The organism is Corynebacterium axilliensis (assembly GCF_046097495.1).
GTDB lineage: Bacteria > Actinomycetota > Actinomycetes > Mycobacteriales > Mycobacteriaceae > Corynebacterium.
Genome location: NZ_CP175768.1, coordinates 528149 through 548155, shown reverse-complemented (window position 1 = coordinate 548155; position 20007 = coordinate 528149). Strand labels below are relative to the sequence as shown.

Here is a 20007-nt window from a genome sequence, read left to right as displayed (position 1 = left end):
CTGCTAGAGGACGTCGTCGAAGAAACCACCCTGTGGGGGCGCGGAGTGGGTGCTGGGCTGGGCAGTCGGGGTCTGGCTCGGCTGCGGCGTCGGACCACCGACCGGAGTACTGGAGGAACGCACGCTCGACGGCGCCGGGATGGTGCTCGGCGCACTGATTCCTCCCGGTCCCTCTCCCAGCGGTGAAGCTTCTTCGTCGTCGAGGTCCATCCACTCAGGCTTGTGGAGTCCCCGGCGCTTGTCGTTGATGCGGCAGAACTGGAAGGCTGCCTCCACCAGAACTATGAGAGCGATCGAAAGCAACAGCATGGAGAAGGGATCCTGTCCCGGGGTCACCGCGGCGGCGAAGATCATGATGGCCACGATGATGATGCGGCGCTTGTCCTTCACGTGCTCGTACTCAAGGACTCCCAGCATGTTAAGGGAGACAATGAGGAGCGGGATCTCAAAGCTCACGCCGAAGATGAGCAGCAGCGCAAGCACATAGAAGAAGTAGCGTTCACCCGTGAGCGCGGCGGTCTGGAACTCGGTGCCCATGCCGACAAGGAACTCTAGCCCGACCGACAGGATGAAGTACGCGAGCACAGCACCGAGCACGAACAGCGCCACGGCGGTGGTCACGAAGAGGAAGGTAAAACGGCGCTCGTTTTTGTGCAGGCCAGGCACGATGAAGGCCCACACTTGATAGAGCCAGACCGGCGAGGACAACACAGCACCTGCCAGCGCGCCCACCTTGAGACGCAGCAGGAGCATCTCGAACGGGCTGGTGGCCAGTAGGCGGCACTCGCCGTCGTTGCTAAAGGAAAGACGTTGCTCTGGCGGCAGCGAACAGTAGGGACCGCGCAGGATTTCACCCAGCGGGGACATGCCAAACGGGGCGTACTGGTACCAGGCGAAGCCCACGATGGTGCCGACGACCAAGGCCAAGAGTGAGATGATAATGCGCTTGCGCAGCTCCTTGAGGTGCTCCACAAGTGTCATCTCCCCCGTGGGGTTCTTCGGTTTACGCCGCAGCTTCGACGCCCATTTCTGTGACCGCGCGCCCGTGGTGGTCCCGCCCTTCACTGTGTCTCCCGACTAGTGGTTGTAGATGTACTTCTGGTCCTACTGCTGATTCCGGGTACCGTCTACCGGGTTGGTACGCGGCTGCATCTCGGGGCTGTTCCAGAACTCCTCATCAGTCTGCTTGGACTGGGCGATCTGCCCCTGTTGCTTCGGCGTGTTGTTCTCGTCCTTCATCTCGTTGACCTCGGACTTGAAGATGCGCATGGAACGGCCCAGGGAGCGGGCGAGCTCCGGCAGCTTACGCGCACCGAAGAGCAAAACGATGACGAGGACGAGGATGCCGATTTCCAAAGGTCCCACGCTCATGGGTATGCCTCTTTCTAGCTTGGGTTCGTAAATTCTAGAGCAACCGTGCCGCAGAGATAGCGCGTGTCGTGCGCTCAACGGCTTACGTGTCTGGCAGTTGAGTATAGCCGCTGAGTGCTCGCTCGCGATGTTCCGCAATGACCTTCACAAGCTTCTTCGGGCCGACGACCCGCAACCTATCAGCTTGGCCCAGCGCGAAGCGGCTGAACCAGGACTCCGATCCCACCGGCATCGTTGCAGCTATTAGGCCATTTCCCAGATCCTTGCCCAGGCGGATGTCGTACTGCTCAGCCAGCCACGTGAATTCTTGGTGAATCTCTAGGCGCGCCATGCCGGTGTGATCCAGACCAAACGGAGCATCGGGGTCAAAATCCAGCTCCCGCAGGTGCGGAGAGGCCGGTGTATCCAGCACCTGCACGTCGCGCATGCGGTCAAGCCGGAAGGTGCGGTGCTCCCCCTTACCCGTCTTTCCGGCGTGAGCATCCCAGGCCACGAGGTAGGGCTCGCCGTCCACGATGAAGATGCGGGCCGGGTCCACGGTGCGCTCGGTCTCCCGGTTAGAGGACCTACTCCAGTAGGTGAAGTGCACCTGCACGCGGCGGTCCACGGCCTGGGCCAAAGCTGCTTGCACGTCGGATTCCTCCGGGTCCGTGGTGGCCAGGGAGTCGTAGATGGCGGCGGTTTTAACGTCCATGATGTCGCGCAACTTCGCCGCTGCCGATTGCACGGCGGCGGTGTCCACCAGACCCGGCATGGCTTCCAGGGACTCCAGCGTGAGCAACAAAGCGCCGGCCTCCGTCGGGGTCAAGCGCAGAGCCTGGGTCAGCCCCTGGTCGTTGTAGATCTCAATGCCGTCGCGGTAGCTAAAGCTTAAGTCGATGAGATCCTCGGTGTTTCTGCCCACGCCGGAACAAAACAGCCGGTCGACGGCATCCTTGAGCTCCGGCGGCGTCATGCCCAGGTCTTCCGCGGCCTCCATCGGGGTCAGCCCCGGGTGGTTGCGCAGGTACGGCAGCAGGTTGAGGGAGCGAACCAATGCCTGCAGCTTGCGAGAGTGATCAGCCACGAACATCCACCTCCACTTCCTCCGTGTTAGCTGGGGCCACTGGGTTCACCGGGTCCCCTGCGGCACGCAGGAGCCTAACGACGTCCCGCCGCATCTCTTCCGGCTCCTCCACAACGACCTCCGGCGCGTAGCCCGCAGCGGTGCGCACGAGCCAATCGCGGCGTACTCCGCGCAGCTCGAGGCGACCGTCGGCGCGGCGCGATCCGGCGTCGACAAGCTCCTTGGCTTGACCCTCGGGGACTGTGAGGACAGCGTCGACAGTGTCGCCGCGCTGCAGTGCTTCCTCCACGAGCTGCTGCAGCGGCATGGTGGGCTCGGTGTGGGTGGCCTCCTGGCGTGAGCGCTTGAGGTTGCTCAAGCGCGTGGCGCGGAAAGCGCGCGGCGCTTCGCGATCGGCATCCCAGCCCACCAGATAGACGCGGTCGTGGTGCGAAACCAAGCCCCACGGATCCATCACGCGGCGCACCGGCTCTGCCGCGGGCGTGGCGAAGTAGTCAAAGGTGACGCGCAATCCCGCGCGGACGGCGGTGATCACGCCGGTAACCAGCTCCGGGCTTAGCCGCGTGATGTCGTTGACCGCCGTGTATACCGGCGCATCCGTCAGATCCCGGGAGGCGCCCGAGGCCGCAATCTTGGTCCAGGCGGACAGTGAGAAGTCGCTCAAGCCGCCCGGCTTGCCAATGCCCCCGGCCACACCGAGCACCATCGCTTCCTCCGGGGTGAAGTCGATAGCGGGCAGCTGGTACTCCTCCGGGTTCAGCCGGTAGAGCGGGCCTTCCTCGCCGCCAGTATGCACCACGGGAACCCCCGCGCGCTGCAGGGTCACGATGTCGCGAGAGAGCTGCTTGGCAAAGGCCTCGTCGGTCTTGTCCTGGTAGCCCTCAACGTGGCTGCGAATCCACGCCGCGCTCCTGTCGGGCACCCCGCCCTGGTGGGCGGCGCCGTGCAGGGCGAAGGTGAGATTGGTGAGCCGTTCAACTGCCGCATCCCGGGTGGGTGTGGCCATAGCACGCTCCTTTGAGGTGGGAGAATGCGACCTTAGTGGCCGCTGTGAGACTGCATGTAGTCTAACAACCCGCCCAAGCGCGGGTCATCGGACACGAAGGGATCGGAGAACTCCTCCGTCATCGGCTCCGGCCGGTTGACCTTGAGACGAGTCCAGTCCACCGTCACGGCTGCGTCGAGCTCGCGCGCGGTGGCCAGGAATTCGCCGCGTAGCTTCGCGCGTGTGGTCTGGGGTGGGGTATCGACGCAGCGGGCGATGGAATCATCCTCCAACCAGCGCGCCACCATGCCGCGCTGGGCCAGCACGCTGTAGAGCCCGCGGCCCGGGCGGATGTCGTGGTAGGTCAGATCTATCTGGGCGAGCTTGGGGTGAGACCACTCCCCTCCCAGCGCGGCGCGGTAGCGCTCGAGGAGTCCGCGTTTGATGACCCAGTCGATTTCCCGGTCTACCCCGGAGAAATCCTGCGTATCGATGGCGCCCAGCGTGCGCTTCCACAGGTCCACGACACGCGCCATCTCCGCCGTGGGGGTTCCGGCGTCCTCACGGTGCTCGAGCCAGCGCTCGGCGGCGCCGCACAGCGCCTGCTGAAGCTCCAGGGCGGTAACGCTCCCGCCGCCGTCGAGCGGCAGCACAGTAAGCCCCGTCGGGTCCTGGGCAATAGCCCGGATGTGGTGAATCGGATCGAGTACCGGGAAAGTAGGCACGTCGAAGTCGGCCTCGAGCATCTCCAGCATGAGCAGTGCGGAACCGACCTTGAGCGCCAAGGTAGGCTCGGCCATATTTGAATCACCCACGATGATGTGCATGCGGCGGAAGCGCTTGGAATCGCCATGCGGCTCATCGCGGGTATTGATGATGGGCCGTGAGCGCGTGGTGGCGGAGGAGACACCCTCCCACACCTGGTCCGCGCGCTGCGAGAGCAGGAAGCGTGCCGGCTCCCCCGCCTTGGCCGGCTCGATCTTGCCGGCGCCGCAGATGAGCTGGCGGGTAATCATGAAAGGCAGCAGCGCCCGCCCCAGATCCTTGAGCACCACATGCCGGCCGATGAGGTAGTTCTCGTGGCAGCCGTAGGAGTGCCCGGCAGAGTCGACGTTATTCTTGAACAGGTAGACTGAGCGCTTATCGCCCTCCTCCGCCAGCGCCTGCTCCGCCTGGCGGGCGAGCTTGTCGACGATAACGTCGCCTGCCCGCTCATAGCGCATGAGCTGGGTGAGGCTATCACACTCCGCGGTGGCGACTTCCGGGTGTGAACCCACGTCGAGATACAGGCGTGAGGCGTTGGGCGTGAAGATATTCGAGGAGGAATAGCGCGAGACCACCGGGCGAAAGAGCACGCGGGCAATCTCGTCCGGGGACATCGCCCGCTGCCCCGGCGCCGTGCTGGCGGTGATGCCGTATTCGGTCTCGATGCCCATGATGCGGCGCGCATAGACGGGCCCAGCAGACACCGTTATTCGCCGCCCTTCTGCACGTAGGAGCGCACGAACTCCTCCGCGTTGGACTCGAGGAGCCCGTCGATCTCATCGAGCAGGTCATCGGTACCAGCGCTGTTGATGCTGACCTGGCCGGCGTCGAACTCCTCGGCGCTGTCGCCGGAATTGTTGCCGCCGCCGGCGTTGACCTGGGATTGCTCTCCACTCATCGTGACTAGTCCTTTCGTGTCCTGTCGTGCAGGTAGAAAATGCAGGTTAATACAGTGTAGGGTACTCGACCCGCAGCCCGAGCTCGCGCAGCCCGGCGACGAGCTCCGCGGCAGTGGCGGAGGAATCAAGCAGCTCGGCCACCTCCGCCTGGCCCATCGCCCGGGTATCATCCAGCGCCACCGTGGCGGTGCCAGAGGCAGCCCCGTCTGCCGGGCCGATGCGGAAGGTGAGCGACTGCCACGAGGCGGCCAGGACGTCCTCCCCGAACTTCCGGGTGGCCTGTCCGCGCAGGAAGGCGCGCGTATCGCGGGGCGGTATGCCGGCGGCGTCCTCTATCTCCTGTGCCGACACCAAAGTGCGCATCTGTCCCTTGCGCACCAGCGCGTGATAGAGGGACTTGGCCGGATCGATGTCGGTGTACTGCAGATCAATGAGGGCGAGCTTCGGGTCGCTAGTAGCCACGCCGCGGTCGAGGTATCCCTTGATAAGCCGGTACTTGGCTACCCAGTCCAGCAGGTGCGCGGCCTTGAGCGGGTCCTGGCCCAGTAGTTCCACGACCTCGTCCCACGCCGCAAGCACCTTCTCGTCTTCCGGGGTGGTCGCAGTGACCCGCTCGCGGTAGGCGGCGAGGAGGCCCAAGGCGGTTAAGCGGTGGCCGTCGTCAAGCAGCAGCTCATGGGTGAGCGTGACGTCCCGGCTCACCCGCTGCACCTCCGCTACCGGGTCGGCCAAGCGCAGGTCACTAAAGTCCACCCCGGCCTCGATGGCGTCGAGCACCAGGGACGTCATCCCCAGCTTGAGCAAGGTCGAGGTGTGCGACATGGTGGCGTCACCAATAATGACGTGCAGGCGCCCAAAGTCCTCCGCCACCGCATGCGGCTCGTCGCGGGTATTGATGATGCCGCGGTTGAGCGTGGTCTCGAGCGAAATCTCGGTCTCGATGTAGTCCGCGCGCTGGGAAATCTGGAAGCCCGGCTCCTCCCCGTCTGCGCCCAGACCCACGCGCCCGGCGCCTGTGACCACCTGGCGGGCCACGAAGAACGGGATGAGCCCCTGCGCAATAGCGTCGAAGTCCGTGGCGCGGGAGTACTGGTAGTTCTCATGACTGCCGTAGGAAGCACCCTTGCCGTCCACGTTGTTCTTGTAGAACTTAAGCGCCGGACACGGATCGTGGCCGTCCAATACCGAGGTGCCCTGGGCGGTGAGCTGGGCTACGGCCGCGGCGGCGCTGCGCAAGATGACGTCCCCGGCGGCGTCGTACAGCATGCCATCCCACGCATTCGTGCACTCCGGCGAGGAGTATTCTGGGTGCGCGTGGTCGACGTAGAAGCGCGCGCCATTGGCGGTGACCACGTTGGCCACCCCCAGCGCGTTGGGGTCCACCACGGGGACGGTGTGATAGCGCTTGAGATCAAAACCGCGGCTATCACGCAGCGGGTGCTCCTCGCGGAAGTCCCAGCGCGAGCGCGCACCGGTATTGAGTGCGGCGTAGGCCACCACCGCATGCGTGGAGGTGACAATGGGAGAGAGCGCGGGATTCGACGGCGTGGAGATGCCGTACTCGGTTTCAGTGCCCAGGACGCGGCTCATACTAGTTCCTCTTGTTCCTTCGGTTCCTTCTGCTTCTGCCTATTTGATCCGGCGGTGTTGCCGTGGTTGCCAGTGGCTTAGGGCGCTGCCATGAGTTCGACGCCGGTGACGTGCGCGCCGGCTGAGGTCCCCGCGACGATCTTGGCCCACTCCTCCGGGTTGGCGGAGGTGGGCACGTACTCGGACTCGGCCTGCTCGGCGGCGATGGCGCGGCGCAGATGAGCGGCGGTGACGCCGGGAGAATTAGCAGAGCTCAACGCATCCTTGATGGCCAGCTTCTTCGCGCGGGCGACAATGTTGGCGATCATCGCGCCAGAGACGAAGTCGCGGTAGTGCAGCACGCGGGGTTCCGCGTTAGCAAAGAGCAGCTTGACAAAGGGACGGTCAGCGTACAGATCGTCCACGGCGCCAGCGATAAGCTGCGCCAGATCCCCGTCGTGCGGGACGGACTCCGGGAAGTGGCGGGCAAAAATCTCACGCGCACCATCCCGGGTGGGACGGTTGACGCGGATCTTGATGTCCAGGCGGCCCGGGCGCATGATGGCCGGATCGATGAGCTCCTCGCGGTTGGTGGCACCGATGACGATGACGTTGTTGAGCTTCTCCACGCCGTCGAGCTCCGTAAGCAGCTGCGGGACCACGGTAGTTTCCATATCGGAGGACACGCCCGAGCCACGGGTGCGGAAGATGGATTCCATCTCGTCGAAGAAGATGATCACCGGGCGCGGCGAGCCGTCCTCGCCTGACTGGGACGCCAACTCCCGGGCGCGCTCGAAAATGAGGCGAATGCGCCGCTCGGTTTCTCCCACGTACTTGTTGAGCAGCTCCGGGCCCTTAACGTTGAGAAAGTAGCTGGGCGCGGTGGCTCCCAAAGAGGCGGACAGGGAGTGCGCCACAGCCTTGGCAATGAGCGTCTTGCCGCAGCCCGGTGGGCCATAAAGCAACACGCCCTTGGGCGGCTGGAGATCGAAGTCACGGTAGAGATCCGGGTGCAGAAACGGCAGTTCCACCGAGTCCCGGATCTGCGAGATTTGCGCATCCAAGCCACCGATGTCCTCGTAGGAGACATCCGGGACTTCCTCCAAGGTCAGCTGCGCCACCTCGGTCTTGTGCACTCGTTCGGAGGCCACGCCGGATTTGGGCTCGATAAGCAGGGCATCGCCCGCCCGGACGGTCTCGCGCAAAGCCGCGGCGAGGATGACGACCTGCTCTTCGCCCGCGGAATTAGTCACGATGGCGCGGTCTTCGCCCACGCGTTCCTGGAGGGTGGCCAGCGTCCCGGTCTCTACTGCACCGCAGCCCTCAACCACCACGAAGCCCTCCCCCAAGCGAACCCGCTGGCCCACCTGAAGGGACCCCGGCTCGATCTCCGGGGTGATCTTGACCCGCATGCGGCGGCCGTTGGTGAAGACCTCGGCATCGCGGCGCGAGTCTTGGGCACGTCCTGAATACCCCAAAAAGACCCCGTAGGTGGAGGCAGGCTCGGCGAGCGCGTCTACCTCCGCCAGCAGCTGCTGGAGCTTGACGCGCGCGTCCTTGAGCAGCGCGGCGAGCTTGGTATTTCGCTCGGAGAGCTGATCAATCTGCCTGCGCAGCTGGGTGTGCTCGTGAACTTCAGAGGCGTCCGTCATAAGGTCCACACTAGCGCGTCGAGCGTAGGCCTACTGCTGTGTGGTGGGGCGGTAATTCTCCCCTACTTGCGCGCGCGGCGCTGCGGGCGGGGCGGGGTGACGCCGTCGGCCAACCGGCGCGTCCAAATGAGGAACGCGGTGTGGGCATTCATGCGGTGCTCCGGGCGCGTGGCCAGGCCTTCCACCTTCCACTCGCGCACCAGGGACTCCCAGGCCCTCGGCTCGGTGAAGCACTTGAGCTCGCGGATGCCTTCCATGACCTTCATCAGCTGCGGCACGGTGGCCACGTAGGTCATGAACACGCCACCCGGGATGAGGATGTCGCGCACCTTCTCTAGGTGCTCCCAGGGCTCCAGCATGTCCAGGATGACGCGGTCTACGGGCCCGCCCAGGTCCTCGACGGTGACGTCTGCCAGAATCTCCCAGGCGCGGGGACCACCACTCCGGCTGCTCACCGAAGTATTCGCGGACGTTGTCCACGGCGTATTCCAGGTGATCGTCGCGGACCTCGTAGGAAAAGACGTGGCCTTCGGGCCCCACGGCGCGCAGCAGCGTCATGGAGAGTGCGCCCGAGCCGGCACCTGCTTCCAGCACGCGGGCGCCCATGAAGATATCGCCTTCGACCAGGATCTGTGCTGAATCCTTGGGGTAGATGACGGCGGCGCCACGCGGCATGGAGAGCACGTGGTCCACCATGAGGTGGCGGAAGAGCAGGAAGGAACTGCCCAGGGTGGAGTCGATGACGGAGCCTTCGTCGAGCCCCACGATGTCATCGTGGTTGATGATGCCCTTGTGCGAGTGGAACTGGCCGCCTTCCTCAAGGACGATGGTGTAGTGACGGCGCTTAGCATCGGTGAGCTGCACGCGGTCGCCGTAGCTGAAGGGGCCAGAATAAGCCATAGCGAAAAGGGCCTTTCACAAAATCAGGGTCAGGGTCAAAGTTATGGGTTAACCCACCAAGTATGCCTCAAGAGCCTGGCCCAGCCATAGTTGGTCGCGCTCGCCCACCATCTCCCGGGCCGAGTGCATGGAAAGCATGGGCACTCCCACGTCCACGGTCGGAATGCCCAGGCGCGTGGCGGAGATGGGGCCGATGGTAAATCCGCACGGCACGTCGTTGTTTCCCACAAAGCGCTGGACAGGAACGCCCGCGCGCTGGCAGGCGCCCTCCCACAGGGCCACGGTGGTGGCGTCGGAGGCGTAGCGCTGGTTGCCGTTGATCTTGGTCACCGGGCCGCGCCCGATGATCGGGTGGTGGGTTGGATCGTGCTTGTCCGGGAAGTTCGGGTGGACGGAGTGGGCCGCATCGGCGGACACGCAGCTCGACCGCGCGAACATCTGGAAGCGTTGCTCCTCGTTAGCACCCAGGGCGCGGGCGGTGCGCGTGAGCACGTCCCCCAGGATCGGACCGGCGGCACCGTAGCGCGAGGCAGACCCCACTTCCTCGTGGTCGAAAGCGGCCATGACCAGGATGTCCTTGTGGTCTGACGCAGTGCTTGGCGACGCCGCACCGATCATCGCCCGCAGCGACGCATGCACCGAGGACAGGTTGTCCATGCGCCCGGCGGCAATGAACTTCTCCTCGGCGCCGAAGACCTCTCCCCGCTGAGCATCAGCGGTAATGAGATTGAAGGAGGCGATATCCTCGCGCGCGAGGCCGAGATTGTCGGCCACAACGCCCAGCACGGAAGCATCCGGCGTGCCCACGGAGAGCACCGGCTGCATGTGGCGCTGGCGGTCCGGCTTGAACTCGTCCTTGCGGTACAGGTGGATGGCCAACGAGGGCAGGCGCAGTAGCGGGCCGGTGTTGACCAAGTGGCGCGTGCCGTCCGTGGTCACGACCTGACCGGCCACGGTGAGCTCGCGGTCGAACCAGCTGTGCAGGAGCACACCGCCGTAGACCTCCACGGCCACCTGCTGCCAACCAGCCGAGTCGAAGTCCGGGGTGGGCTTGAGCGCCAGACCCGGCGAGTCGGTGTGCGAACCGATGATGCGGAAGCCCGAGTCCGGACCCGCGCCCTCCGGCACGTACCAGGCCATGACGGCGCCGCCGCGCACCATGACGTGACCGCCCGGCTCGGCCGACCACTCTTCGTCTTCGTCCTGGCGGCTAAAGCCGACAGCTTCCAGCTGGCAGGCCACCTCCTCCGCGGCGTGGTAAGAGGATGGGCTGGCGGCAATGAAGTCGAGAAATTCTTCCGACGTATTCAGGGCTGTACTCGTGGCTGTACTCATGGCTTCTAGCTTGCCACGAATGACGCGCTTCGGTGTGGACCCAGTGCAGAACGTGCTGTGCGCTAGGCTGAGGAGCGTTATGCCGAAAAGACTCGCCCTCTCCCCGTCCCGCGCCTCCGACTACAAGCAGTGCCCCCTGCTCTACCGCTTCCGAGCAATCGATAAGCTGCCCGAGCCCAAGACGAAGGCTCAGGTCAAGGGAACGCTGGTGCACGCGGTGCTGGAAAACATGCACAAGCTGCCCCGCGAAGAGCGCGACTACCCAGTTGCGGTCAAGATGATCAAGCCGGAGTGGGCCACCATGGTTGAGTCCTCCCCCGATCTGCGGGAGCTGGTGCCGGAGGCGGAGGAGCTGGACTTCTTTGTTGAGGCACGCGAGCTCATCAAGGGCTACTTCCAGATGGAGAACCCACAGGGCTTCGATGCCCACGAGTGCGAGATGTACGTCGACACCGTGCTGCCCAACGGCGTGCCCGTACGCGGTTTCATCGACCGCGTCGACGTGGCTCCGACCGGTGAGGTGCGCGTGGTGGACTATAAGACCGGCAAGAAGCCGCTGCCCCGCTACTCCCAGGCCGCGCAGTTTCAGATGCGTTTCTACGCGTTGGTCTACTGGCGGCTGATGGGCACCATCCCCCAGCAGCTGCGACTGATGTACCTCAAGGTGCTCGACTCCATGTTCCTCACCCCCGGCCCGGAGGAACTCGAATACTTCGAGCGGGATCTGGGCGAGCTGTGGGCCAAGATTGAAGGCGACGGCAAGGCAGGCGACTTCCGTCCGAAGACCTCGAAGCTGTGCGGCTGGTGCTCCTTCCAGGACTTGTGCCCGGCCTTCGGCGGCACGCCGCCGGAGTACCCAGGCTGGCCGGAATAGGCCCTGCCTAGAACAGGCCGGTTATGGTGCCGTCGCCGGCGACGTCGATGTTGTTGGCCGCCGGTTTCTTGGGAAGCCCCGGCATGGTCATGACGTTTCCGGTCAGTGCCACGATGAAGCCCGCACCCGTGCGCGGCTGCAGCTCGCGCACGTGCAGCACGTGGCCCTCTGGTGCCCCCAACGCGCTGGCATCATCGGAGAAAGAGTACTGCGTCTTGGAGATCACCACGGGGAGCGAATCCCAGCCATTGTCCTTGATATAGGCCAGGTCTTTCAGCGCCTTCGCCGAATACTCCACCCGCTCAGCGCGGTAGATCTGGGTGGCGATGGTCTCGATGGAGGCCTCAATTCCCTTGGTGGGGTCGTAGAGTTGCGTCGCGGTTCCCGCGGAGAGGTTCTCCAGCACTAGCTTCGCCAGGTCGGTTGCTCCTTCGCCGCCCTTGGACCAAACGTCCGCTTCTTCCAGTGGAACGCCGAAGTCCTTCGCCCACTGGCGCATGTACTCGCGTTCTGCCTCGGTATCGCTGCCAAAGAGGTTCAGGGCGACGATGGGAGCCAGGCCGAACTTTCGGAGGTTGTCCACGTGACGCTCCAGGTTCACCACGCCCTTCTTCAGCGCGTCGAGGTTCTCCGTGGTGAGCTCGTCACGCGGCTGACCGCCGTTGTACTTCTGCGAGCGAATCGTGGCCACGACCACCGCACCGGCGACATCCAGATCGCCGAAGCGAGCCTTGATATCCATGAACTTTTCCCCGCCCAGGTCCGCACCGAAGCCGGCCTCCGTGAGGACGATATCCCCGAAACGCAGGGCGGTCTGCGTAGCCAGCAGCGTGTTGCAGCCGTGCGCGATGTTGGCAAAGGGACCGCCGTGGACAAAGGCCGGCGTGCCGGCCAATGTCTGTACGAGGTTGGGGTTAAGGGCGTCCCGCATCAGTGCGGTCAGTGCACCCTCGGCGTTGAGCTCGCGTGCGGTGACCGGCTGCTGGTCGAAGGTGTAGCCAATGGTGATGTCCCCGAGGCGCTTCTTCAAGTCCGCCAGGTCCGTGGCGAGGCCTAGAATGGCCATGATTTCTGAGGCCGCCGTAATGGTAAAGCCGGTCTCCCCCGGCACGCCGTGGGCGGGTCCACCGAGTCCGGTGACGACATGGCGCAGCGCGCGGTCGTTGACGTCAACACAGCGCTGCCAGGTCACGCGCCGCGGATCGATGCCCAGGGCGTTGCCCTGGTGGATGTGGTTGTCAATGATGGCGGCAAGCGTATTAGTGGCCGCGGCAATGGCGTGAAAATCCCCGGTGAAGTGGAGGTTAATGTCTTCCATCGGCACTACCTGGGAGTAGCCGCCGCCCGCGGCGCCGCCCTTGATGCCCATCACCGGGCCCTGCGATGGCTCTCGCAGAGCCACGATGGCCTTCTTTCCCAATGCTGCCAAGGCGTCGGTCAAGCCGATCAGAACTGTGGACTTTCCCTCGCCTGCAGGTGTAGGCGACACGCCGGTGACCAGCACCAGTGAGCCCCGTTGCTCCTGCTCCCCCAGCTGGGTGATGTCCACTTTGGCCTTGGTGCGCCCGTAGGGGATCAGGGCGCTATCCGGAATACCGGCGCGAGCGGCAATATCGGTGATGGGCTCGAGCTGGTGAGCCTGGGCAATGGCGACGTCTGAAGGTTGCGTACTCATACCTTCAGACTACCGCGCTGCGCGCCGGTTTATGCTGCTTAGAGCTATTAAATAAAGACTGCGCCGAAGACGTAGCACAGGGCAATAGACAGCGCGATGCTGACCACGCCGGGGATGATGAACGGGTGGTTGAACACGGCCTTACCAATGCGCGTGCTACCGGTGTCATCCATCTCCACTGCCGCCAGCAGCGTCGGGTACGTCGGCAGAATAAACAGCGCGGAGACGGCCGGGAAGGCGGCAACGGCGGTGAGCGGGTTAACGCCCAGGGCCAGGGCTGCCGGCATGAGGGCCTTGGTGGTAGCGGCTTGCGAGTACAGCAGAGCAGCGGCGAAGAAGAGAACCACGGCCAGCAGCCACGGAGCGGACTCAATGACCGAACCGGAGATGGACTTGATGTCCTCCATGTAGTGGTTGATCAGCGTGGTGCCCAGCCAGGCGACGCCGAGCACGCAGATGCAGGCAGACATACCGGACTTGAACACCGGCGTATTGAGCACGTCACCAGCCGGGACCTTGGTCACCATGACGATGAGCGTGGCGGCGGTAAGCATGACCGTCATAATGGCCTCGTTACGCGGCAGCGTCGGATCACTGATGAGGCCGACCTGCTCGGAGGTCAAGGTGGCCCACAGCATGACGATGATGATGGCCACCAGGAAGATCAGAACCGAGGTCTTGGCGCCCTGTACCGGGGAGTAGTTGGTAGAACCCTGGGGCTGCTTGACCAGGCCCTGGGCCATGCGCTCCTGGTACACCGGGTCATCCTCCAGCTCCTTGCCGGAGCGGTTGGCAACCCACGCGGCCGGGAAGATGGAAAGGAACGTAGCCGGGATGAGGACTGCGAGAATCTGCAGGTAGCCCACGCCTTGCGGCTCCAGGAGCGAGGCTAGCAGGACGACGGCCGCCGAAATCGGCGAGGCACAGATGGCCATCTGGGAGGCGACCACGGAGATGGACAGCGGGCGGGACGGGCGAACCTTACCTTCCTTCGCCACCTCGACGATGACGGGCAGCGTGGAGAACGCCGTGTGGCCGGTACCAGCCAGCACCGTCATGAGCCACGTGACGATTGGCGCGTAGAAGGTAATGCGCTTCGGGTTCTTGCGGAGGAACCTCTCCGCGATGTAGACCAAGTAATCCATGCCGCCGGCGCGCTGCATCGCAGCGATGGCGGCAATGACCGTCATGATGATGCCGATAACGTCGAACGGGATGTCTTCACGCGTGACCGGCACGCCGGTAAGACCCAACAGCAAGACGCCGAGGCCGCCGGCCATGCCGATGCCAATCGAACCGATTCGGGCGCCGAGGTAAATCGCCGCAAGGACGATGAGGATATGCACAACAACCATTGTGAGACTCCAATATCCGCAGGTGAACTGCAGTGCGAGTGGTGAAGCGCGCGGCGGTCATGGCGTGGCCGTTGCGCGACGGCTGACTGTTTTTATTCTGCCTCATTGGTGTTGACGGAGCGAGTATTTTTGCCCGATTGTGTCTGTTTCCACACTCTTGCGGGTCCGCAGACTAACCCCTTCTGCTCCCTCCCCGCATCATCTGCACGGGGTCCTCCCAAAACGGACCGACGCCCGCGCCGCCTGAGGGAAGGCGTGCGCGGGCATCGGTTGTTGCGAGTATCTACCGGCAACTACCGGTATCTACCGGAACAAGTGGCGGAGACCTGTGCGGCTTATTCGTCGATGTAGAGCTGGCCGCGGAACTCCGGGTGCATGAGGTTCTCGACGGAGAGAACCTTGTTGAGGGTCTCCTCATCCAGCAGGCCCTTCTCCAGGACCAGTTCCTTCACGCCCTTGCCAGTCTTCAGGGACTCCTTGGCAATCAGGTCGCCATTGTGGTGACCGATGAACGGGTTCAGGTAGGTGACGATACCGATGGAGTTCTCCACGTAGGCGCGGCAGACGTCTGCGTTGGCGGTGATGCCCTCCACGCACTTCTCGCGCAGGGTGTCCACGGCGTTGCCCATGATGCGGATGGACTGGAACAGTGCCTCACCGATGACCGGCTCCATGACGTTGAGCTGCAGCTGGCCGGCCTCAGCAGCCATGGTGACCACGTGGTCGTTGCCGAAGACCTTGAAGCAGACCTGGTTGACAACCTCCGGGATAACCGGGTTGACCTTACCCGGCATGATGGAGGAACCAGCCTGACGCGGCGGCAGGTTGATCTCTGCCAGGCCGGCGCGCGGGCCGGAGGACAGCAGGCGCAGGTCGTTACAGATCTTGGCCAGCTTCATCGCGGCGCGCTTGATGGTGGAGTGCAGCAGCACGTAGGCACCACAGTCGGAGGTTGCCTCGATAAGGTCGCGGGCGGTCTTGATCTCCAGACCGGTGACCTCAGAGAGTGCCGCGGTGACCTGGTGGCGGTAGCCAGCCGGGGTGTTCACGCCGGTACCGATAGCGGTTGCGCCGAGGTTGATCTCCAGCAGGCGCTGCTGAGCGCTGCGCAGAACCGCCTGCTCCTCAGCCAGGTTGTGAGCGAAGGCCTTGAACTCGTCGCCGAGAGTCATCGGGACTGCGTCCTGCAGCTGGGTGCGGCCCATCTTCAGGATGTCGTAGAAGTCGTTGCCCTTGGCCTGGAAGGCGGCCTGCAGAGCATCGATGCGGTCGATGAGGTCCTCCATGGCGTAGTAGACGCCCAGGCGGAAGCCCGTCGGGTACGCATCGTTGGTGGACTGGGACATGTTGACGTCATCGTTCGGGTTGATGATGTCGTAGGAGCCCTTCTCCTCACCCAGGTGCTCAAGAGCCAGGTTGGCCACGACCTCGTTGGTGTTCATGTTGAGGGACGTACCAGCGCCGCCCTGGAAGACATCCAGCGGGAACTGGTCCATGCAGCGGCCTTCTTCCAGGATCTGGTCGCACGCCCAGATGATGGCCTCTGCCTTCTTCTTCGGCAGAACATGAAGACGGCGGTTGGCCATGGCGGTGGCCTTCTTCACCTGCACCATGCCGCGGATGAAGTCCGGGATGGTGTTGATGGTGACGTAAGAGATCTGGAAGTTTTCGATAGCGCGCAGCGTGTGGACGCCGTAGTACGCGTTATTCGGGACCTCCATGGAGCCGAGAAGGTCAGTCTCGGTACGAGTCTTCTTGTTGCTCGTGGACTTCGAGGTCTTGGTGGTGGCCTTCTCCTCAACCTCTGCCTTGGCCTCCTTGACCTCGGCCTGTGCATCCTTCTTAGTGGACTTTGCCATGATGGCTGACTCCTTGCATATAAATCGAAGAACGATGGTGTTCACGGTCCATCGTAATCACCATGACGAATAAAATGTTTGGAATCTGCCCCTAAAATCGGGCAATCCGGAGATCGGAGGCCAAGATGGCCTCGGCGCCAAGCGCCGAGAGGTCATCCATCACCTGATTTGCCTGCTTACGGGGCACCATGACCCGCACAGCCACCCATCCTTCGCGGGCGAGCGGAGAAATCGTCGGCCCCGTCAAACCGGGGGTAACGGCCTCCACAGCGGACAGCTGAGCCTTGGCCACGTTGTAGTCCAACATCACGTAGTGGCGTGCGTTGAGGATGCCTTTGATACGGCTGAGCACCACTTCTTCCTCGGCATTAAGCTCCTCCCCAGCCCGCTTGATCACCACGGCCTCGGAGGACACGATTGGTTCGCCGAAGGGCTCCAGTCCCTGCTGGCGCAGCGTCGCACCGGTGGAGACAACGTCCGCAATGACATCGGCAACGCCTAAGTGGATGGAGATCTCCACGGCACCGTCCAAGCGGATGACTTCCGCCTCGATTCCGTTGTCTGCCAAGTGTCGGCGCACCACGTTGGGGTACGAGGTGGCAATGCGCTTTCCCTGTAGTTGAGATACACTCCACTGCTCCCCCGCCGGCGCCGCGTAGCGGAACGTGGAGGAGCCGAAGCCGAGGTCCAGCACCTCATTGAATTGTGCGCGCGAATCCAGCGCTAGGTCGCGTCCCGTGATGCCGAGGTCTAGCACGCCCTGGGCGACGTAGATGGCGATGTCTTTGGGTCGCAGGAAGAAGAACTCCACGCCGTTGTCCGCGTCGACGACATTGAGGGACTTGTTGTGGCCGCGGCCCTTGTAGCCTGCCTCCTTGAGAATCTCGAGGGCGGATTCGGACAGGGAGCCCTTGTTGGGAACAGCGATCTTAATCATGAGCGTTGCTTTCTTAGAGGTAGCGGTAGATATCATCCAGCGTCAGGCCGCGCTTGTGCGCCATGACCTGCAGCCAGTAGAGCAGCTGGGACATCTCTTCCGCGAGCTCCTCATCGGACTGGTACTCGGCGGCGATCCATACCTCGCCGGCCTCCTCGACGATCTTCTTGCCTAGGTGGTGCACGCCCTTGTCGTAGGCCTCCACCGTGCCCGAGCCCTCCGGGCGCTGGGCAATCTTGTGGGACAATTCCGCAAACAAGCTGTCAAAATTCTTCACACGCGCAATTCTTCCACACGGGTGCATAGAATTCAGCCGTCCTGCAGAAATTCTCTGCTGCAGCGACGACGGCTGGAGAAACAGCGCGGACGGCGCAGAGAGTTAAGACCGGAGAGAATCGAACCAGGCGTAGACGTCAGCCGCGGTGGCGCCAGCTAGGTGACGGGTATCTCGCAGGCTCGAGATCTCGGTGACCTCCGGGGGAACGGCGACGCGATCGTCCTCGGGCAAGCCGATGACGGTGCAGCCGGCGTCCACAGCCGCGCGCATGCCCGCTGCAGAGTCCTCAAAGACCAGGCACTCGTGGGCCGGAACACCCAAGCGCCGGGCGGCCTCGGCGTACATATCGGGGGCTGGCTTGCCTTGGGGCACCTCGTCGCCGCAGATCGTGTCCACGAAGTAATCGCGCCCCAGCGCAGCAATGGCGGAATCAGCCACGTAGCGCTCCGTATTGGTGGTCACCATCATCGGCATACCCTGCGCCTTCAGCTCTCCCAAAAGCTCCGGGATGCCGGGGAAGATCTCCAAATGGTCCGCAAAGAGCGACTTGACGTAGTCAAACATGAGTGTGCGGTAGCGCTCGGTATCACCCGGCTGCAGCTGCACGCCGGCCTTGTCGGCGCAGATCTGCAGGGTGCGCTCGAAGGTGGCACCCACGGTGGCGAGGCGCTCCGTCGGGGTAAGCCGGCGGCCGAGATTCTCAGAGAGATAAAACGTGGCCTCCGCCCACAGGGGTTCGGAATTGGTGAGGGTCCCGTCCATATCCCAGAGGATCGCGGACGGGCGGGAAGTGAGAGAAGACAATTAGAAATCGAGCTCCGGTAGCTGTGCTAGGGCCTCGTCATCCGCGCCGGTAGAGGCAGCAGCGGAGTGGATAAGCTCCGTCAGCTCCTCCTTCTCCTCCGGCTCCAGGATGGCATCGGCGTTCTTACGGTTAAAGGCGGCCAGCTTGTCCACGGAGGGCTTGACCGCGGCGCTGAGGATGGTGCCCTCCGGGTCATCCGGGAGGCTATCCAGCTTGTCCAGCAGGTCTTCCAGAACCTTCTTGAGCTCCGGGAGTACGGAAGCGTCAAACGGCGCCTCCCAGAACTCCTTCTCCTCTTCCTTGAGGTAGTCCCCGGTAGCGAAGGACTGCAAGTTGGACATGAATTCGTCAACGGTGGGCTGGAACTCTGCGCGAATGCTCATGAGCTAGATAATGCCTCAAGATCCTTACAGGCGCACGCCCAGCAGAGAATTAACTGCCTGGCGCAGCAGCTTCTGAGCTTCATCGTGCTCCGCTACATCCGGTGCGGACTCGCCTTCTGCACTGGCAGCGCTGGTGGCGCGAGCTGCCCAGTCGTCGAGAACCTGCAGTACGCGGGGCGTATCTAGATCGTCGGCAAGCGCGGCGCGCACCTGCTGTACGGTGTCCTGGACGGTCTCGAGGGACCCCGGCGTCTCGGCGGCCGCACGCCAGCGCTCCAGGCGCTCCTGCGCAGTGGCGAGCACCTCGTCGGACCAATCGCGGTCACCGCGGTAGTGCCCGGCGTATACGCCTACGCGAATAGCGGAGGGGTCCACCCCGGCGTCGACCAATTTGTGCACGAAGACCAGGTTGCCCAGGGACTTCGACATCTTGGTGCCGTCCAAGCCAATCATGCCGGTGTGCACGTAGTGACGCGCCATGCGCTCCACGGTGAGTGCGGCCTCAGCGTGGGCTGCGGAGAACTCGTGGTGCGGGAACTTCAAATCGGAGCCGCCGCCCTGAATATCGAAGGTGGATCCCAGGCGGTTCGTGGCGATAGCGGAGCACTCGATGTGCCAGCCGGGGCGGCCAGGCCCGAAGGGAGACTCCCACGCCGGCTCGCCCTCGCGGTGTGCGCGCCAGATCAGCGCATCGAGGGGATCGCGCTTGCCGGGACGGTCGGGGTCGCCACCGCGCTCAGCAAAGAAAGTCTCCATCTGCTCGCGCGAGTAGTTGGATTCGTAGCCGAAGTGCTGCGTGGCGTCGATGGACGCGTAGACGTCCGGGCACTCGGCGTCGTCGACGACGTAAGCCGCGCCAGCGTCGAGAAGCTTCTGCACCATCTCAACGACCTCATCGATCGCCTCCATCGCGCCCACGTAGTGTTGCGGCGGGAAGACGGAGAGCAGCTCCATGTCGGAGCGGAACAGGTCGATCTGGGAGGTACCGAGCTCGCGCCAGTCCACGCCATCGCGCTCAGCGCGCTCGAACAGCGGGTCATCAACATCCGTGATGTTCTGCGCGTAGTGGACCTTGTACCCGTTATCCAGCAGCTGGCGGTAGATCAGGTCAAAGGTCAGATACGTCGCGGCGTGGCCCAAGTGGGTGGAGTCATAGGGCGTGATGCCGCAGACGTACATGGTGGCGGTATCGCCAGAGACCTCCATCGGCTTGACTGCGGCATCAGCCGAGTCATACAGGCGGAGAGGTTGCGGAGTGCCGGGGACGGTATCGACGTTCGGTGTGGGCCATGAATGCATG

18 protein-coding genes and 1 pseudogene are annotated in these 20007 nt (G+C 63.7%); 1 reads left to right on the top strand and 18 read right to left on the bottom strand.

Annotated elements, in window-relative coordinates:
• Positions 1–3: 3 nt before the first annotated feature.
• The 10 genes and pseudogenes from tatC to ACKFR8_RS02620 all read right to left on the bottom strand — a co-directional run bounded on the left by tatC (position 4) and on the right by ACKFR8_RS02620 (position 10542).
• Positions 4–981 carry a twin-arginine translocase subunit TatC gene (gene tatC, locus ACKFR8_RS02665; protein WP_408930515.1) on the bottom strand — a complete coding sequence of 326 codons (978 nt, stop codon included), beginning with the start codon at positions 979–981 and terminating at the stop codon, positions 4–6.
• 123 nt (positions 982–1104) lie between these two features.
• A complete protein-coding gene (gene tatA / locus ACKFR8_RS02660; RefSeq protein ID WP_296132367.1) occupies positions 1105–1371 on the bottom strand; it encodes a Sec-independent protein translocase subunit TatA in 267 nt (88 codons plus the stop codon).
• A gap of 82 nt (positions 1372–1453) precedes the next feature.
• Positions 1454–2437: a helix-turn-helix transcriptional regulator gene (locus ACKFR8_RS02655; RefSeq protein WP_408930514.1), complete on the bottom strand. Its 984-nt coding sequence runs from the start codon at positions 2435–2437 to the stop codon at positions 1454–1456.
• A complete protein-coding gene (locus ACKFR8_RS02650; RefSeq protein ID WP_408930513.1) occupies positions 2430–3443 on the bottom strand; it encodes a helix-turn-helix transcriptional regulator in 1014 nt (337 codons plus the stop codon). The genes ACKFR8_RS02655 and ACKFR8_RS02650 overlap by 8 nt, the downstream gene beginning before the upstream one ends.
• A gap of 32 nt (positions 3444–3475) precedes the next feature.
• Positions 3476–4858, bottom strand: a complete 1383-nt coding sequence (gene pafA, locus ACKFR8_RS02645; RefSeq protein ID WP_408930969.1) for a Pup--protein ligase — start codon at positions 4856–4858, stop codon at positions 3476–3478.
• A gap of 35 nt (positions 4859–4893) precedes the next feature.
• Positions 4894–5085, bottom strand: coding sequence for a ubiquitin-like protein Pup (locus ACKFR8_RS02640; protein ID WP_306507228.1), 192 nt, complete (start codon positions 5083–5085; stop codon positions 4894–4896).
• A 46-nt stretch (positions 5086–5131) separates the two neighbouring features.
• A complete protein-coding gene (dop, locus tag ACKFR8_RS02635; protein WP_408930512.1) occupies positions 5132–6676 on the bottom strand; it encodes a depupylase/deamidase Dop in 1545 nt (514 codons plus the stop codon).
• Between the two features lie 77 nt (positions 6677–6753).
• Complete coding sequence (arc, locus tag ACKFR8_RS02630; protein ID WP_408930511.1) at positions 6754–8307, bottom strand: proteasome ATPase; 1554 nt, start codon at positions 8305–8307, stop codon at positions 6754–6756.
• Positions 8308–8369: 62 nt separating this feature from the next.
• Positions 8370–9207 (bottom strand): annotated as a pseudogene (locus ACKFR8_RS02625) (tRNA (adenine-N1)-methyltransferase).
• 48 nt (positions 9208–9255) lie between these two features.
• Positions 9256–10542: a M18 family aminopeptidase gene (locus ACKFR8_RS02620; protein ID WP_408930510.1), complete on the bottom strand. Its 1287-nt coding sequence runs from the start codon at positions 10540–10542 to the stop codon at positions 9256–9258.
• A gap of 79 nt (positions 10543–10621) precedes the next feature.
• On the opposite strand from ACKFR8_RS02620, the gene ACKFR8_RS02615 reads away from it, so the two are divergent.
• Positions 10622–11416 (top strand): RecB family exonuclease, encoded by a 795-nt coding sequence (locus ACKFR8_RS02615; protein ID WP_296132387.1) that lies wholly within the window; start codon positions 10622–10624, stop codon positions 11414–11416.
• Positions 11417–11423: 7 nt separating this feature from the next.
• Here the strand turns inward: ACKFR8_RS02615 and ACKFR8_RS02610 are convergent, their stop codons facing one another.
• The 8 genes from ACKFR8_RS02610 to mshC all read right to left on the bottom strand — a co-directional run bounded on the left by ACKFR8_RS02610 (position 11424) and on the right by mshC (position 20006).
• Entirely contained in the window at positions 11424–13091 is a 1668-nt protein-coding gene (locus ACKFR8_RS02610; protein WP_296132390.1) for a formate--tetrahydrofolate ligase, read from the bottom strand.
• Positions 13092–13138: 47 nt separating this feature from the next.
• Entirely contained in the window at positions 13139–14446 is a 1308-nt protein-coding gene (locus ACKFR8_RS02605) for an anaerobic C4-dicarboxylate transporter (protein ID WP_408930509.1), read from the bottom strand.
• 335 nt (positions 14447–14781) lie between these two features.
• Complete coding sequence (gene aspA, locus ACKFR8_RS02600) at positions 14782–16305, bottom strand: aspartate ammonia-lyase (RefSeq protein ID WP_296132395.1); 1524 nt, start codon at positions 16303–16305, stop codon at positions 14782–14784.
• 91 nt (positions 16306–16396) lie between these two features.
• Entirely contained in the window at positions 16397–17242 is an 846-nt protein-coding gene (hisG, locus tag ACKFR8_RS02595) for an ATP phosphoribosyltransferase (RefSeq protein WP_408930508.1), read from the bottom strand.
• A 13-nt stretch (positions 17243–17255) separates the two neighbouring features.
• The gene (locus tag ACKFR8_RS02590; RefSeq protein WP_306507235.1) at positions 17256–17519 is read right to left on the bottom strand and encodes a phosphoribosyl-ATP diphosphatase; all 264 of its coding nucleotides are present in this window, start codon (positions 17517–17519) and stop codon (positions 17256–17258) included.
• A 102-nt stretch (positions 17520–17621) separates the two neighbouring features.
• Positions 17622–18323: an HAD family hydrolase gene (locus tag ACKFR8_RS02585; RefSeq protein ID WP_408930507.1), complete on the bottom strand. Its 702-nt coding sequence runs from the start codon at positions 18321–18323 to the stop codon at positions 17622–17624.
• The gene (locus ACKFR8_RS02580; protein ID WP_296132406.1) at positions 18324–18707 is read right to left on the bottom strand and encodes a hypothetical protein; all 384 of its coding nucleotides are present in this window, start codon (positions 18705–18707) and stop codon (positions 18324–18326) included. It abuts the gene before it with no gap.
• A 24-nt stretch (positions 18708–18731) separates the two neighbouring features.
• Positions 18732–20006 carry a cysteine--1-D-myo-inosityl 2-amino-2-deoxy-alpha-D-glucopyranoside ligase gene (gene mshC / locus ACKFR8_RS02575; RefSeq protein WP_408930506.1) on the bottom strand — a complete coding sequence of 425 codons (1275 nt, stop codon included), beginning with the start codon at positions 20004–20006 and terminating at the stop codon, positions 18732–18734.
• Position 20007 lies beyond the last annotated feature (1 nt).

Excerpts from the sequence above, each read along its gene's own strand:
- ACKFR8_RS02650 (WP_408930513.1), bottom strand. The coding sequence starts at position 3,443 with ATGGCCACACCCACCCGGGATGCGGCAGTTGAACGGCTCACCAATCTC.
- tatA (WP_296132367.1), bottom strand. The coding sequence starts at position 1,371 with ATGAGCGTGGGACCTTTGGAAATCGGCATCCTCGTCCTCGTCATCGTT.
- mshC (WP_408930506.1), bottom strand. The coding sequence starts at position 20,006 with ATGCATTCATGGCCCACACCGAACGTCGATACCGTCCCCGGCACTCCG.
- dop (WP_408930512.1), bottom strand. The coding sequence starts at position 6,676 with ATGAGCCGCGTCCTGGGCACTGAAACCGAGTACGGCATCTCCACGCCG.
- pafA (WP_408930969.1), bottom strand. The coding sequence starts at position 4,858 with ATGGGCATCGAGACCGAATACGGCATCACCGCCAGCACGGCGCCGGGG.
- ACKFR8_RS02640 (WP_306507228.1), bottom strand. The coding sequence starts at position 5,085 with ATGAGTGGAGAGCAATCCCAGGTCAACGCCGGCGGCGGCAACAATTCC.
- tatC (WP_408930515.1), bottom strand. The coding sequence starts at position 981 with ATGACACTTGTGGAGCACCTCAAGGAGCTGCGCAAGCGCATTATCATC.
- ACKFR8_RS02580 (WP_296132406.1), bottom strand. The coding sequence starts at position 18,707 with ATGAGCATTCGCGCAGAGTTCCAGCCCACCGTTGACGAATTCATGTCC.
- ACKFR8_RS02610 (WP_296132390.1), bottom strand. The coding sequence starts at position 13,091 with ATGAGTACGCAACCTTCAGACGTCGCCATTGCCCAGGCTCACCAGCTC.
- hisG (WP_408930508.1), bottom strand. The coding sequence starts at position 17,242 with ATGATTAAGATCGCTGTTCCCAACAAGGGCTCCCTGTCCGAATCCGCC.
- arc (WP_408930511.1), bottom strand. The coding sequence starts at position 8,307 with ATGACGGACGCCTCTGAAGTTCACGAGCACACCCAGCTGCGCAGGCAG.
- aspA (WP_296132395.1), bottom strand. The coding sequence starts at position 16,305 with ATGGCAAAGTCCACTAAGAAGGATGCACAGGCCGAGGTCAAGGAGGCC.
- ACKFR8_RS02605 (WP_408930509.1), bottom strand. The coding sequence starts at position 14,446 with ATGGTTGTTGTGCATATCCTCATCGTCCTTGCGGCGATTTACCTCGGC.
- ACKFR8_RS02620 (WP_408930510.1), bottom strand. The coding sequence starts at position 10,542 with ATGAGTACAGCCACGAGTACAGCCCTGAATACGTCGGAAGAATTTCTC.
- ACKFR8_RS02615 (WP_296132387.1), top strand. The coding sequence starts at position 10,622 with ATGCCGAAAAGACTCGCCCTCTCCCCGTCCCGCGCCTCCGACTACAAG.